Origin of the sequence: Shewanella sp. K8 (assembly GCF_028823715.1) — a bacterium.
Classification (GTDB): domain Bacteria; phylum Pseudomonadota; class Gammaproteobacteria; order Enterobacterales; family Shewanellaceae; genus Shewanella; species Shewanella algae.
In genome coordinates this window covers 165,332-180,074 of sequence record NZ_JAPEHY010000003.1, presented here as the reverse complement: position 1 = coordinate 180,074, position 14,743 = coordinate 165,332, and the positions used below count along the sequence as shown (strand labels likewise).

11 protein-coding genes and 2 tRNA genes are annotated in these 14,743 nt (G+C 50.8%); 2 read left to right on the top strand and 11 right to left on the bottom strand.

Going from position 1 to position 14,743, the window contains the following annotated elements:
- Positions 1–211 precede the first annotated feature (211 nt).
- From pgsA to ON072_RS03180, 6 genes are all read right to left on the bottom strand, one after another.
- Positions 212–760, bottom strand: coding sequence for a CDP-diacylglycerol--glycerol-3-phosphate 3-phosphatidyltransferase (gene pgsA, locus ON072_RS03205; protein ID WP_028779289.1), 549 nt, complete (start codon positions 758–760; stop codon positions 212–214).
- 47 nt (positions 761–807) lie between these two features.
- Positions 808–2,637: an excinuclease ABC subunit UvrC gene (gene uvrC, locus ON072_RS03200; RefSeq protein WP_109247987.1), complete on the bottom strand. Its 1,830-nt coding sequence runs from the start codon at positions 2,635–2,637 to the stop codon at positions 808–810.
- Between the two features lie 90 nt (positions 2,638–2,727).
- The gene (gene uvrY / locus ON072_RS03195; RefSeq protein ID WP_025009635.1) at positions 2,728–3,372 is read right to left on the bottom strand and encodes a UvrY/SirA/GacA family response regulator transcription factor; all 645 of its coding nucleotides are present in this window, start codon (positions 3,370–3,372) and stop codon (positions 2,728–2,730) included.
- A 276-nt stretch (positions 3,373–3,648) separates the two neighbouring features.
- On the bottom strand, positions 3,649–4,170 hold the full coding sequence (gene abiEi / locus ON072_RS03190; protein ID WP_025009634.1) for a type IV toxin-antitoxin system AbiEi family antitoxin: 522 nt from the start codon (positions 4,168–4,170) through the stop codon (positions 3,649–3,651).
- A gap of 507 nt (positions 4,171–4,677) precedes the next feature.
- A tRNA-Ser gene (locus ON072_RS03185) sits at positions 4,678–4,768 on the bottom strand.
- Positions 4,769–5,608: 840 nt separating this feature from the next.
- A tRNA-Ser gene (locus ON072_RS03180) sits at positions 5,609–5,699 on the bottom strand.
- Between the two features lie 206 nt (positions 5,700–5,905).
- On the opposite strand from ON072_RS03180, the gene ON072_RS03175 reads away from it, so the two are divergent.
- Entirely contained in the window at positions 5,906–7,510 is a 1,605-nt protein-coding gene (locus tag ON072_RS03175; protein WP_107352171.1) for a Lon-insertion domain-containing protein, read from the top strand.
- A gap of 76 nt (positions 7,511–7,586) precedes the next feature.
- The gene (gene fabA / locus ON072_RS03170; protein WP_025009632.1) at positions 7,587–8,102 is read left to right on the top strand and encodes a bifunctional 3-hydroxydecanoyl-ACP dehydratase/trans-2-decenoyl-ACP isomerase; all 516 of its coding nucleotides are present in this window, start codon (positions 7,587–7,589) and stop codon (positions 8,100–8,102) included.
- 97 nt (positions 8,103–8,199) lie between these two features.
- Here the strand turns inward: fabA and rmf are convergent, their stop codons facing one another.
- The 5 genes from rmf to rlmKL all read right to left on the bottom strand — a co-directional run bounded on the left by rmf (position 8,200) and on the right by rlmKL (position 14,697).
- Positions 8,200–8,376: a ribosome modulation factor gene (gene rmf, locus ON072_RS03165; RefSeq protein WP_081737068.1), complete on the bottom strand. Its 177-nt coding sequence runs from the start codon at positions 8,374–8,376 to the stop codon at positions 8,200–8,202.
- A 182-nt stretch (positions 8,377–8,558) separates the two neighbouring features.
- Positions 8,559–10,400: a DUF3466 family protein gene (locus tag ON072_RS03160; RefSeq protein WP_037473943.1), complete on the bottom strand. Its 1,842-nt coding sequence runs from the start codon at positions 10,398–10,400 to the stop codon at positions 8,559–8,561.
- Between the two features lie 29 nt (positions 10,401–10,429).
- A complete protein-coding gene (locus tag ON072_RS03155) occupies positions 10,430–12,343 on the bottom strand; it encodes an ABC transporter ATP-binding protein (protein ID WP_261752477.1) in 1,914 nt (637 codons plus the stop codon).
- A gap of 1 nt (position 12,344) precedes the next feature.
- A complete protein-coding gene (locus tag ON072_RS03150) occupies positions 12,345–12,575 on the bottom strand; it encodes a glutaredoxin family protein (protein WP_208142743.1) in 231 nt (76 codons plus the stop codon).
- On the bottom strand, positions 12,568–14,697 hold the full coding sequence (rlmKL, locus tag ON072_RS03145; RefSeq protein ID WP_261752476.1) for a bifunctional 23S rRNA (guanine(2069)-N(7))-methyltransferase RlmK/23S rRNA (guanine(2445)-N(2))-methyltransferase RlmL: 2,130 nt from the start codon (positions 14,695–14,697) through the stop codon (positions 12,568–12,570). The genes ON072_RS03150 and rlmKL overlap by 8 nt, the downstream gene beginning before the upstream one ends.
- Between the last annotated feature and the right edge of the window lie 46 nt (positions 14,698–14,743).

Genomic DNA, 14,743 nt, shown 5'->3' with positions numbered 1-14,743 from the left:
GACCTGTACCTTGGCAAGGTACCGCTCTACCAACTGAGCTAATGTCGCATCACTTTTCTTGCTTCGTATTCAGAGCCAGCCCTGACCACGGATTGGCATTCTACGCTTTTAACCCCGACTGTCAACGAAGAATTAGTGCTTAACTGTTTGCTTGGACACTAAATAATCTTATCGAAACATTATTGTGCAATCGGGCACAAACTAGCACCGTTTAACCTGCTATCAGATCCTTCCAGGCGGCCTTGATATAACTGATCATCGACCAGAAGGTTAAGAAAGCCGCCACATACAGCAAGGCATAGGCGGTATAGATCATCCAGTCGCCCTGCTTCCAGATAAGGCCAATAATTGCCACCATCTGGGCTGCCGTCTTGTACTTGCCAATCCAGGATACCGCCACAGCGCCGCGTTTACCTATCTCGGCCATCCACTCACGCAGCGCCGATATCACCAGCTCACGCCCTATCATAAACAGCGCCGGCAAGGTCAGCCAGATGGTGTTGTAGTCTTCAACCAGCAGCACCAGGGCCGTGGTCACCATCAGCTTATCGGCCACAGGATCCAGGAAGGCACCAAAACGAGTGGACTGCTCCAGTTTACGGGCCGCATACCCATCCAAGGCGTCGGTAATGGCTGCAAGCCAGAAAACAAATGCAGCCATAAACGGCGCCCAACTGTACGGTAAGTAAAATACCAGAACAAAAACAGGCAGTAAGAACAGCCTAAACCAGGTAAGGGCGATGGGTATATTAAACGGCATGATAAAACCAAATAATCAAAAGCAGCGCCAATCTTGCCTGATTTTTACTACCCCCGCAATGCATCGTGTATCGTTTGAGCCATTTCTGGACTAATCCCGGGCACTTTTGCCAATTCCGCCACACTTGCCCCCTTCACCTGTTGCAATCCCCCCAGATATTGCAGCAAAGCCTTACGTCTTTTCGGGCCAATCCCCGGGATAGACTCAAGGCTTGAGGTGTTGCGGGTCTTTTGGCGTTTATTTCTATGACCAGTAATCGCAAACCTGTGGGATTCATCACGAATATGTTGAATAAGATGCAGCGCCGGTGAGTCATCCGGCAGTGAAAAGCTCTCTTCGGTATCACCGAAGATCAGGGTTTCCAACCCGGGTTTGCGGCTTTCACCTTTGGCGACCCCGATAAGCGTGGGTACGGCCTCTATGCCGACAAACTTTTCGTTGACCACTTCCTGAGCCATTCTGAGTTGCCCAAGGCCGCCATCGATAAAGACAATATCCGGGATCTTGCCCTGTGCATTGACTTTATCAAACCTGCGAGTCAAGGCCTGCTTCATCGCCGCATAATCATCACCGGGAGTAATGCCCTTGATGTTGTAGCGCCGATATTCGCTCTTGTCCGGCCCTTCACGATTGAACACCACGCAGGAGGCCACCGTGCTCTCCCCCATGGTATGACTGATATCGAAGCACTCCATACGTTTAATCGGGGTGCTTTGTTCAAGCGCCTCTTCAAGCAGCAGGAATCTCTGCTCCACCGTATTGCGGTGGGCCAGCTTGGTATTGACGGCATTGGTAGCATTGGTCTTGGCCAGGCGCAGATAACCGGCTCTATCCCCCCTGACCCGAGTGCGGATGGCCACTTTCTTGTTCAGCGCTTCCATCAACACCTGCTCCAGCTCCTCCAGTTCCTCATAGCTGTCACTCAGGAGAATTTCCCGCGGGATAGTACGCTGAATATCGACATTGAGATAAAACTGCAGCATAAAGGCTCTGAGTACCTCAGCCATTTCGGTCTGCGCCGGCACGCTGGGATAGTAGCTGCGGCTACCGAAAATCTTGCCCTCGCGAATAAACAACAGGTGGAAACAGGCCACCCCTGAGGCGTAGTGCACCCCAATCACATCAAGATCACCATGGCTGGATGACACTTCCTGCTGCTCGGCCACTCGTCTGAGCGCCATGATCTGATCCCGATAGCGTGCCGCCTGCTCGTAGGCCATGGACTCGGCCGCCTGCTCCATTTTCTTGACCAAGGCGCTGAGCACCTGTTGATCCTTGCCCTTGAGAAACAGGGTCGCCAACTTGACCTGCTCCAGATATTCCTCGTCCGAGACCTTGCCGACACAAGGGGCGCTGCAACGCTTGAGCTGGTATTGCAAACAGGGACGCGAACGCGCCTTGTAGTAGAGATCGTCACATTGACGAATAGGAAACAGTTTCTGCATCAAATGCAGGCTTTCACGCACCGCACCGCCATTGGGATAAGGGCCAAAATACTGCCCCTTCTCCCGTTGCGGCCCCCTGTGGTAGGCAAGCCTGGGGTGCCTGTGCTGGCTCAGCAAAATAAAGGGGTAAGACTTGTCATCCCTGAGCAGCACATTGTATTTCGGCAAGTACTGCTTGATGTAATCGTTTTCCAGGATCAGAGCTTCGGTTTCACTGTGAGTCAGTGTCACATCGATATTGGCGATATGGGACACCAGCGCCTGAGTCTTCACATTAGGCAGATTCTTGCGAAAATAAGACGAGAGCCGTTTCTTGAGATCTTTGGCCTTGCCCACGTAAATCACGCTACCGCCGCTGTCATACATACGATAGACGCCCGGTGCTGAGGTCAGATTTTTAAGAAAAAGCTTGGGATTGAATTCCTGCGGCATGAACCCACTCTATGAATAACGGCTGAGGAGATAAAGATTTCAGGGACAGAAAACAACAAAGAAAGAGGGAGCCATGGCTCCCTGTGTAAATCAGAACTGCCCGGTGTCGAGCATTTTATATCGAATCGCCAATCGGGTCAGCTCTACATCGCCGCTGATCCCCAGTTTGGCAAACAAGCGATAGCGGTAGCTGTTAACCGTCTTGGGGCTGAGGTTCAGCTGCTCGGAGATATCATTGACCTTCTCACCATTGGTGATCATCATCATGATCTGCAATTCCCGCTCAGACAGCGACTTGAAGGGGTTTTCATCAGTCTGATCAAACTGACTCAAGGCCATCTGCTGGGCAATTTCCGGTGACAGATATCGCTGCCCGTGAGCGACCTGCCGAATGGCTTGGATCACCTCCGGCGGCTTGGCTCCCTTGGTCAAATAACCGGAAGCACCGGCCTGCATCACCTTGGTCGGGAAAGGGTCCTCTGAGTGAATAGTCAATACTATGATTCTGGCATGAGGTTGGTAACGCAGAATTTTACGGGTGGCCTCAAGCCCCCCTATTCCGGGCATATTCATATCCATCAAAATCACATCGGCTTCATTCTGCCTGCTCCACTGCACAGCAGCTTCGCCATCACCTGCTTCCCCTACAACTTTAATGCCTTTCTCATCTTCGAGGATCCGGCGGATCCCGGTTCTGACCAACTCATGGTCATCCACCAAATATACGGATATCAACTTCAACCCACCTTATTATTGTCGGCCTTTTCGTGTAGCCCTGATTCTTCGAAGCCTTTGGGATAATTTAGCCCATCTGCCGACAATAGAAAAGCTCAAGTTAACTTTATGATTATAAAAGAAACTCATTCTTATGTTGACTTGGATAAGGGATAAAGTGCAACAATCTTCCCTTTTGTTGCATAAAAATTCTCTTGCCAAGGCAATAAAATGCCAAAATCAGTGCAACAATGCCTTGGCCGAAAGACAAATAGGTTCTGGTCGACATTGAGCCGGTTAGGATTCAACCAACATATGTAAGTTCCGGCCAACCCGTTTCAGATCTCTCAGGGCCGCCGCTTCTGTAGCCATACGCAGCGGCCTTTGCGGAATTTTGATGGTATTGTGCAAAATATCCATGTCATCGCGCTGGGTATGGGTAAATTCGATAGTGCCATAGGGTGTCTTGAAAACTCCCTTTCGACCTGTGGTCATCACAGTAATGTAGCTGATAGGGATCTGCGAAATCGCACCGTATTCAGACAGGGCCGATTCCAGCGAAACATAGTTATACTCACCGCGCCGCAGTGCACAGGCGATATGCTCTACCGCGTAACTATCTCGCCGGCTCAGTGCAAACAGGTATACGCCGCGGCAGGGCCTTTCCAGGATCCCCTGCTTTATCAACCTAGGCAGGCTCTGCTTAAACGCTTCTGCCGTATCATCAAAAAATAGCCGCCTGAGATTCCCCTTGGTATAAACATAAATACCTTTACGATCAAAACTGTGCAGCCGTTGCAAAGCAGTACTGATATCCATAATCCAATCAAGTAGACATAAAAGTGCTTAATAGCATACCTAAATGTCCACTTAAAGCCTATTGGAGCGAGATGACCTCTCTGTCTGAATTGAGAGGAAAATTTATGGACTTGAAACTGTGTAGGCGAGCTCTAACACAGAACTGATTTTCCCAGTAGCAATCATTAAAACTGGGACACGGAAAAGCCCGCTTATTTGCACAAGCGGGTCTCTCAGAATAAGGCAGAGGTACAGAGATTTAAATCCTGCATAACTGCGCTATAAACCCTGTTACGCTTCAGTCAGAATGGCAACTAGCATGGGTAGATATGGAAATCAGGCATGAAAAAGCCCGCCTGTATGCACAAGCGGGCCTCCCTGAATATGGCAGAGGTGCAGAGATTTAAATCCTGCATAACGGCGCTATAAACCTGTTACGCTTCAGTCAGAATGACAACTAGCTTGGGTAGATATGGAAATCAGGCATGAAAAAACCCGCATGTTTGCACAAGCGGGCTTCTCTGAATATGGCGGAGGAGCAGGGATTTGAACCCTGGATGGGCTATAAACCCATGCCGGTTTTCAAGACCGGTGCATTCAACCACTCTGCCACCCCTCCGGAACGACGCAAATAGTATATCCAACAAAAAAGCGTGTAAACCTTTAATAAATCATTTTATTCCAACTGCTTATTCGTTAAACAAAGCGGCTTTTAGTTGAGCATATCAGGGCTATAAACTGTCCCAACCCCGTCAGATAGATCTGAGTATCGTTGATGTAGTCGTTGGACAAACAAGTGGATTGCCTACTCTATTGGCGACTTTAAGTCTATGACTGGCATAGGAACGGAAATACGAAAAGGCCCGCCTGTTTGCACAAGCGAGCCTATCTGAATGCGGCGGATGAGCAGGGATTTGAACCCTGCATAACGGCGCTATAAACCCTCAATACTCTAAGTGGTACCTGGCCAATAGCAATCATCAAAACCAAGTACGAAAAAGCCCGCCTGTTTGCACAAGTGGGACTATCTGAATGTGGCGGAGGTGCAAGGATTTGAACCCTGCATGACGGCGCTATAAACCCAGCAATTCTCCAAGTGGGGCCTGGCCAGTAGCAATCATCAAAACCAAGTACGAAAAAGCCCGCCTGTTTGCACAAGCGGGCCTCTCTGAATATGGCGGAGGTGCAGGGATTTGAACCCTGCATGACGGCGTTATAAACCCATCAATCCTCTAAGTGGTACCTAGCCAGTAGCAATCATCAAAACCAAATACGAAAAAGCCCGCCTGTTTGCACAAGCGGGCCTATCTGAATATAGCGGAGGAGCAGGGATTTGAACCCTGCATGACGGCGCTATAAACCCAGCAATACTCTAAGTGGTACCCGGCCAATAAATAGCAATCATCAAAACCAAATACGAAAAAGCCCGCCTGTTTTCACAAGCGGGCCTCTCTGAATGTGGCGGAGGAGCAGGGATTTGAACCCTGGATGGGCTATAAACCCATGCCGGTTTTCAAGACCGGTGCATTCAACCACTCTGCCACCCCTCCGGAACGGCGCAAATATTATAAGCTCACTAAGCCGTTGTAAACCCTTATTTCTAAAAATATGTTCATATGCCTAAATCTCAGCCATCCAAAAGATTCAAACGGAACTCATATCGAACAATAAAAGCCGCTCCAGAATGGAGATTTACCATGCCGCTCCGTCACCCCTGTGGTAAAATCAGCTTATCTTTAAATGACTTTGAGCCACAATGAAGCCTAGCTTGATCCCGGCCGGGGCCCTTACCCCTCAATACTCCAATCTGCAGCTTCCCACATCGAGCCAACTGACAGATCTATTACTTGGACAAGAAAGAGTCATAGACGCCTTTGGTCTGCTGCAAACCTTATCAGGACAACAGCTCTTCCTGGCAGACTTCCAGGGTATCCACCGCACTTGGCTGTTTGAAGCCCTGAGCGCCCAAAGCAAAATGCCGATGCAATATTTAAGCGGTCGCATCACCCGGGCGCAGCTACTCGGCTATCCGGATAGTCAACCATCAAGGCGACCGGGTGCCCTCACAAAGCCCGGACTACTTTTTATCTGCGCCGAGTCCTTGTGGAAACGTGAGCCTTTGTGGGAGCTATTGTTGGATGCCATCGAAAAAGGTGGCTTCGAGCTTCAGGGACAATGGCAGCCACTGCAAGCCAAAGTTGTATTGGTGGGCTCGAGTCTGCTCTACAGCGAGCTCAGGTACCATGAACGCAGATTCAGCGAATTGTTTGCCCTGCTTGGCGAGCTGGTATTTGAAATTGATTTGCAAAAGGTTACTGTCAATGCCTATGTAGCTTGGCTGGCAGAGCTGGCCAAGCTCAGTCATTGTCAACTGACCGAGTCGGCCTTACTGCCTCTGCTCAGGTACAGCAGTCGCCTGACAGAGCATCAGCAGCGCTTGAGCCTCGCCAGCGCAGATTTGGCACAAGTGTTCGCTGAAGCTGCTTTTTACAGCCAGGGGCAAGCGCTGGATGCCAACGCCATTGAACATGCCCTGGCACAACGTCAGCAGCGACATAACGCCCAAGAACAGCAGTCGGCACAAAATCTTGATGACGCCTTCATCTATTTGCCAACTGAGGGTGCTATGGTGGGGCAAATCAATGGCCTGACAGTGATAGACACCTTGGATTATTGCTACGGCGAGCCGGCCAGGATCACGGCATCAGTGCATTATGGTGATGGTGAAGTGGCTGATATTGAGCGGAAATCTGAGTTGGCGGGCAATATCCACGCCAAGGGAATGATGATCCTGTCCGCATGTCTCTATCGGGTATTTGGCCGCGACGCGCCCTTGCACCTCAATGCCAATATTGTATTTGAGCAGTCCTATCAGGAGATTGACGGTGACAGTGCCTCCTTGGCCGAATATTGCAGCCTGATCTCGGCGATAACCGAACAGCCGATAGACCAAGGACTGGCTGTAACAGGTGCGCTTGATCAGTTCGGCAACGTACAGGCCATCGGCGGTGTCAATGAGAAGATTGAGGGTTTCTTCAAGCTCTGCGCCAGGCGTGGCTTGACCGGCAGCCAAGGGGTGATTATGCCCAAGTCCAATGTGCAGCAACTCAACCTGGCACCCGAGATCATAGCGGCGGTAGAGCAAGGTCAATTCCTGCTCTACGAAATCACTCATGTCGACCAAGCTGTCACTCTGTTGATGGGGATAGAGGCCGGGGAAGCAGACGAAGACAACAACTTCCCCGAAGACACTTTATACGGCATGGTGCAACAACGACTGGACAAGTTGGCAGGCAATCTTGATGAAGAACCGGGCTATTTTGCGAGCTTGCTGGCAAGATTGCCATTTTTTCGCCAATAAGTAGCTGATCGGAGTTGTTTGGCTTACACCTGTTCGCTAATCTTGGCGGCACTTGATGAAGGATGTGGTAACAACAATGACTAAAGCAAACAGTTTCAACAAAGAAGAGCTCATCGCCTGCGGCCATGGTGAGATATTTGGCAAGAACTCCCCTCGCCTGCCCGTGGACAACATGTTGATGATCGACAGAGTCGTCACCATCAACGACAACGGCGGAGCCTTCGGTAAAGGTGAAATTGTTGCAGAACTGGATATCAACCCGGATCTCTGGTTCTTTGGCTGTCACTTTGTTGATGACCCTGTTATGCCAGGTTGTCTGGGACTGGATGCCATGTGGCAACTGGTTGGCTTTTTCCTTGCCTGGGAGGGCGCCGTGGGTAAAGGCCGTGCACTTGGTGTAGGCGAGGTCAAATTTACCGGCCAGGTGCTGCCAGGCGCCAAAAAGGTGACTTATAAGCTTAATATCAAGCGCACCATACACCGCAAACTGGTGATGGGTATTGCCGATGCGACTTTGGAAGTAGATGGCCGCGAGATCTACTCGGCCACGGATCTGAAAGTGGGTGTATTCAGCGATACCTCAACCTTCTAAAGCCATCGAATACAAGTAACAAGGTCGGCAATTGCCGACCTTGTTGTTTTCAGAGCGCTATAAAAATGCCCTCATCTGGGAGGGCAGTCTTGCTGAATTACTTATTGAACAGGCCGTTTATCCGGCCTTCTACCCCTTCGCGCCAGCCTCCTAGCCACTGGGAGCGAGAATCAAGATTCGAATAAGGACAAAGCTCCTTGGAGCGGCCGCCGACACCGGCTTGGAATCCCTTCGAAAAGGCTCGGTCTAAACGATCTCGTTTTTGTCTCTTCATGCAAGCGTCCTCTGTACTATTTTACATAGAAGCATCAGCTTCACTTGCTATGAATAGAACTTTTCAACGCCGAGATCAATCAAAAAATCGCCAATTATAGCGAAGAAATTTTAAACTATTGAGATCCTGATTAAAAAAAATCGGCGCCTTTTGGGCGCCGATCTCACAGGCTTAAACTAAGCTTAAATTTTGCGTCTGCGCCACCAGATCAGCGGCAGCAATGCCAACCAACCCAAACTGGCCGCACCGGAACGCTCAAACGGTTTATCGATATCACCGTCGTCCACCTGAGTACAGGCTTCACCACTGCCACTGGGCTTAAGAACAACCATACGCGGCAGATAAGAAGTCACTGGCTGACCGTTACCGTTAAGCTCAAACAGCGGCTTGCCGTTTTCACCAATCACCAAATTACCTTTTTCATCAAACTGGTAAGATGGCTTACGGATAAAGGCGGTACCTACTATGGTGCCTTCCTCATTGATGCTGTTGGCTTCCACCACCACTATGTCAGTGTTGTAGGTCAGGGTCTTGCCTGAGCCATCTTCAACACTCACTTCATGGCGTTTCCAGTTGCCTTCGGCATCTTTCTCATAGCCTTTGGACTCACAGGTCAGCAGCTTATTGAGATTACTGAACTCACCGGATTCTTTGTCAAACAGGAAACCCACCTTGGGTCTTGGTTTATCCTTGTCATGGGTAGACTCGATATAACCCACGACCTGACCTTTGTTGTTGATATCTCTGGGCTTGCTGGAGAGATCAGACATGGTGTTGTAGAAATCATTGGGGGTAACCGGCTTGGTCTCAGGGTTATTGGTATCATAGATAAAGAACTTATCGCGGATATAACCCTGAATGTACTTATTGTAGCTACCGACCAAGATCCCTGCATCATTGACATCATAGGCAATGGAGTTGCGCACATCATCATCGACAACCGGGATCCAATGGTACTTGTATTCACCATTGGCATCTTTACTCCAGTAGGCCGCATCCATTCTCAGGTTGTCTGAATCGTTATAACGATAAACATGGGAGCGTCCGGCAACAACTCCAGTGTTGTTCAGCCCCAGCCCCTGAGCGGTAAAGGTATAGTCTGAATCACCGGGAGTCAGACCAAGTGGCAGCTCAGTGCCGGTAACCGCGCCATTGTCATACTGCCAGACATAGGCACGCATCTGGTACTGAATATTGCGGGTGTTGTTGGCGTTGGGATATTTTTCCCGCTGCAAGCACACATCCAGCGGCAGCGTGTTGTCGTCACTGAGGCAAGCCGCGGCCCGTTCTGCGCCATAGTTGCTGATGGCGGTACTGGCATAGCCGGCAACCAGGTTATTGCTGTTGATGGCTGATGCCATTGACCAACCGCCGAGCTCGGCCGTCTTGTCGTCCTTGGTATAAGTGGTATAAGGCGGCAACAGCGGCACTTCAGTGCTGCCGTCTTTAACAAAACCGCGCTGCTCGAAGTCACGGTAATACCAGTACTCCTGCCCTTCGGTTTCTCCGGTGTAGTCGACTTTCTTCTCTTTACCTGTCATGGCACCGACACGAATACCGGCGTCATTGACGTCATAGAAGAAACTGTCAACCGAATTGACACTGGCCGGATCGGCAGGGTCGGTATCCGCAGGCGGCGTGCTACCGTTTACACTCTCGAAATTGGGGGTCCAGGGACTGGCAGGATCGTTTTCCTGAGAGTTGAAGGTGAAGTTATTGGCAATGATGGGATCATTGATGGAATAGGTGATCTTTTCCTCTGGGGCGATACCATCTTCAATGTCGATAATGCCGTCATCATTATCCACATCCGAGGTGCTGAGCTTTTTCTTGCCCTTGGCCACACCTATGGCTTCATTATTGGCATTAACGCCCATACCATAACCAGTACGAGTATCGGTCAGGTTACCTTTGAGATCATATTCATCCAGGTTGACGACTTCATAGACAGGGGCCGCCTGCGATACCTGTAATACACTGATAACCCCCATGGCCACCAATGACAGCGCACTATTCAACTTCATTAATTTGATTCCCATTTAATTTTTTGAGCTTACTTCATTGACTCGAGTTCTTCCCAACGCTCGAAGTAAGCCTCCAGTTGCTGTTCTTTCTCTGCCAACTGTTGCAATTCGCTGCTCACAATAGCTTGATCCTGCGAATAAAAGTCCGGCTGATTGACACGCTCCTGCAGCTGTTCCAACTCCTGCTCCAGAGTTTCCATCAAGGCAGGTAAAGCATCCAACTCACGTTGAAGCTTATAGGAAAGCTTTTTGGCTGTCTTGGGTTCTGCGGCTTTTTGCGGCGCAACCTCCTGTTTGACAGGCTTAGCTGCCTCAGGTTCCTCAGCGTCGCGATAGAAACGTGCCCCTTGGGCAACCGCATCCTGATAGCCGCCGACATATTCACTCCAACGGCCGTTGCCACTGAACCACCAGGAACTGGTGACTGTATTATCAATAAAGGCCCGGTCATGACTGACAAGCAGCAGAGTACCTTCATATTCAGTGAGCAGAGACTCTAGCAATTCCAGTGTCTCTATATCAAGATCATTTGTCGGTTCATCAAGAATGATAAGGTTGGCCGGCCTAAGCAGCAGTCTGGCTAGTAGCAAGCGGTTTTTCTCACCGCCGCTGAGCGCCTTGACCGGTGTACGGGCCCGCATGGGCGAAAACAAAAAGTCCTGCAGATAACTGAGGATATGCCTGTCTTTGCCGTTGACAGTAACTGTGCTCTTACCCTCGCCGACGTTTTCTTCAACCGTCTTCTCCGGATCCAAGGCTTCGCGGTATTGGTCAAAGTAGGCAACTTCCAGCTTGGTACCCGTCTTGATTTCACCACTCTGCGGCGCCAACTGACCTATCAACAACTTGATAAGCGTGGATTTACCGCAACCGTTGGGGCCAATCAGTGCGATGCGATCGCCGCGCATCACATTGGTGGAAAAGTCCCGCACCAGGTCCTTATCTGCCAGGTTGTAATTGAGATCCTGCACCTCAAACACCAACTTGCCACTGCGATCGGCTTCAGACACCTGCATTCTGGCATTGCCCTGGCGTTCCAGCCGGGCCCGGCGCTCCATTCTCAAGGCCTTGAGGGCCCTCACCCGGCCTTCATTACGGGTACGGCGAGCCTTGATCCCCTGACGGATCCACATCTCTTCCTCGGCGAGTTTCTTGTCGAAATGCGCATTTTGTTCGGCCTCAACCCTGAGCCACTCCTGCTTACCATCGAGATAACTCTGGTAATCACCGGGCCAGGAGGTAACCACTCCGCGGTCCAAATCGACTATGCGGGTGGCTATCTTCTGAATAAAGCCACGGTCGTGACTGATAAAGGCGATGGCGCCCTTATATCCCAACAGAAACTGTTCCAGCCATTCTATGGTGTCGATATCCAGGTGGTTGGTAGGCTCATCAAGCAGTAACAAATCCGGCTCGCTCACCAAGGCTCTGGCCAGGGCGACTTTTCGTTGCCAGCCGCCGGAGAGTTCAGACAGAGGTTTATCCGGGTCCAACCCCAGCAGCCGACAGTTTTGCTGAATACGGTTGTCGAGCTGCCAACCATCGAAGTGATCCAACTTGGATTGCAACCGCTCGAGGTTTTTCAGCATTTTGTCGAGCGCTTCACCCTGGGCCTTGGCCATAGACTGCGACAGCTGATGGTATTCTTCGAGCAGTTGGCCCACATCGGCCAGACCTGCGGCAATATAAGAATAGACAGTGCCCTGTTCCGCTTTGGGTGGGTCCTGTTGCAGGCGGCTGACTTTAACATCGGTGGCGATATTGAACTCACCATCATCGAGCAGGACTTCTCCTGCCAACACCTTCAACAGACTGGATTTGCCGGCGCCATTACGGCCGACAATACAGACCCGCTCGCCGGCTTCAATACTGAAATCTGCCTGCTGCAGCAGAGGGGTATAACCATAGGCAAGCGAGCCACTATTGATACGAACCAGACTCACATTATGCTCCTGTAAAGCGTTTTACTTGCTGTTCATCGAAGGGCCAACAGAGCTCTTCACCCTGGCAGTTGGCCAGCACAGGAATAAGCACTCCATAGCGCTCGGCAAGCGTTTCTTGCTCGCAAATATCCTGGGTGCGATAACGAATATTCAGGCCATCGAGCAAGGTCATGGCCAACTCACACAGATGGCAACCATCTGTGTGGTATAGGGTCAATGGCGCCTCAGGCATGGGTTATCAACCAGGTATTATGAATATGCGGATTGCGCTTGTAATCCATTGGCAGCATCTGGGCATCCATATTGGTGACTGACATGCCCTGAGCCGCCATGGCCTCGCTATCCATTTTGAACTTACGTTTATTGTTGGAAAAGATTATCTCTCCGCCCGGATTGAGCAGCTTGAATAGATCAGACAACAACTTGACGTGATCGCGCTGCACATCGAATGAGTCTTCCATCCGCTTGGAGTTGGAGAAGGTTGGCGGATCGATAAAGATAAGATCGAACTTACGGTCACAATCGCGGATCCATTGCAGGCAGTCGCCCTGCTCGAAACGATACTGTTTGCCAATCAAACCATTGAGCACAAAGTTATCCTTGGCCCAGTTAAGGTAAGTGTTGGACATATCCACAGTCGTGACCGACTTGGCACCGCCAAGCCCGGCGTGAACCGACGCAGTTCCCGTATAGGCGAACAGGTTGAGTACGTCACGGCCATTGGCTTTACTGCCCACCAGTTTGCGAATAAGCCTGTGATCGAGAAACAACCCGGTATCCAGATAATCGGTCAGGTTGAGTTTGAAACGGGCACCGTACTCCTGGGTAACCAGCTCCAGCTTTTCTTTGTCGAGCCGCTGATACTGATTTGTACCCTTCTGCCGCTCGCGGGTCTTGAGGATGATCTTGTCCGGCTGAACACCTATGGCACCGGGCAAAGACAGAAGCACATCGGTCAAACGTCGCTTGCTGACGGCTTCAGGTATGCTGGCGGGCGCTGCATACTCTTGGATCACCACATAATCCAGATACTTGTCGATGGCGACATTGTACTCGGGGATATCTGCATCATAGAGGCGATAACTGTCGATTCCCTCTTTACGGGCCCACTTATCCAGCTGTTTCAGATTCTTTTTCACCCGGTTGGCAAATGCACTGGCGATGTCACTGACCTCAGCCCCTGACTGCTCGGCCGCTACAGCCGCCCTGCGGGTAGAGTTGGCATGCAGGGTATAGAGATTAAAGGCGCACTCCAGTGCCCCGTTGAACATCTTCATCTGCTTATCGGCCTTGAGCTTAAGCGATGAGATCAATTCGATATCACTGCAAAGCAAGGCCACTTGCCAGCCACCGAACTCACGCTTGAGCTTGTCGCCAAACTGATAGTAAAGCTGCAACAAAGAGGAGACATTGCCCAAACGCTCGCCGTAGGGCGGGTTGGAGATCAACAAACCTTTGTCCAGCGGTGGCGTGATATTGAGAGCATTGGCAACACTGAACTCAATCAGGTGACTGACACCGGCGCTCTTGGCATTACGTTTGGCCAGCGCCACCATGCGCGAGTCTATGTCCGAGCCGAAGAACTTCACATCACAACGGTTCTTGCCTATGCTGGCCCGCGCCTTGGCTTCCTCGACTATGCTTTGCCAAAGTTTGGCGTCATGGCGATACCAGTGCTCAAAGCCAAAGCGACTGCGTTGCAGCCCCGGGGCCATATCGGCCGCTATCATAGCCGCCTCAATCAACACTGTGCCGCTGCCACAAAATGGGTCCAGCAAAGGCGTTTGTTTATCCCATTGGGCCCTGGCTAACATGTTGGCGGCAAGGTTCTCTTTTAATGGCGCCTCACCGGTACCGCTGCGATAGCCACGTTGATGCAGCGCCGGACCGGAGAAGTTCAGCGCTATGGTTACCTGGCCGTTACGGTAGTGGGCATCGATTTTGAAGTCGGCATCGACACGTTGCACATTGGGGCGGTTGAGATCGTCTTCGCGGAAGCGATCCACTACAGCATCTTTAATCTTGAGGGCGCCGAACTGGGTGTTCTTGATAAAACCGCCCATGCCGTGAAAGTCGATACTAAAGGTACAACGGTTATCAAAGTGGCTCGGCCAATCGATACAGAAGGCCGCATTATAAAGCTGTTCGGCGGAATCACAGGGACCGCGATGCAATATAAGCAAAATACGGCTTGCCAGTCTGGTCCAAAGGGTAATGCGGTATGCCAGCTCCAGTGGACAGGAGAAATAAACCCCGGCCAGGCTTTCCTTGACCTCAAGCGCACCAAACTCGCGCAGTTCCTGCGCCAAAGCATATTCAAACCCCTTGGGGGCCGCCGCAAAAAAATTCAACATGAACAAACCAGATAGCAAAGCAAAAATGAATGGCGCATTATACCCT

Excerpts from the sequence above, each read along its gene's own strand:
- pgsA (WP_028779289.1), bottom strand. The coding sequence starts at position 760 with ATGCCGTTTAATATACCCATCGCCCTTACCTGGTTTAGGCTGTTCTTA.
- uvrC (WP_109247987.1), bottom strand. The coding sequence starts at position 2,637 with ATGCCGCAGGAATTCAATCCCAAGCTTTTTCTTAAAAATCTGACCTCA.
- abiEi (WP_025009634.1), bottom strand. The coding sequence starts at position 4,170 with ATGGATATCAGTACTGCTTTGCAACGGCTGCACAGTTTTGATCGTAAA.
- ON072_RS03175 (WP_107352171.1), top strand. The coding sequence starts at position 5,906 with ATGAAGCCTAGCTTGATCCCGGCCGGGGCCCTTACCCCTCAATACTCC.
- fabA (WP_025009632.1), top strand. The coding sequence starts at position 7,587 with ATGACTAAAGCAAACAGTTTCAACAAAGAAGAGCTCATCGCCTGCGGC.
- rmf (WP_081737068.1), bottom strand. The coding sequence starts at position 8,376 with ATGAAGAGACAAAAACGAGATCGTTTAGACCGAGCCTTTTCGAAGGGA.
- ON072_RS03160 (WP_037473943.1), bottom strand. The coding sequence starts at position 10,400 with ATGAAGTTGAATAGTGCGCTGTCATTGGTGGCCATGGGGGTTATCAGT.
- ON072_RS03150 (WP_208142743.1), bottom strand. The coding sequence starts at position 12,575 with ATGCCTGAGGCGCCATTGACCCTATACCACACAGATGGTTGCCATCTG.
- rlmKL (WP_261752476.1), bottom strand. The coding sequence starts at position 14,697 with ATGTTGAATTTTTTTGCGGCGGCCCCCAAGGGGTTTGAATATGCTTTG.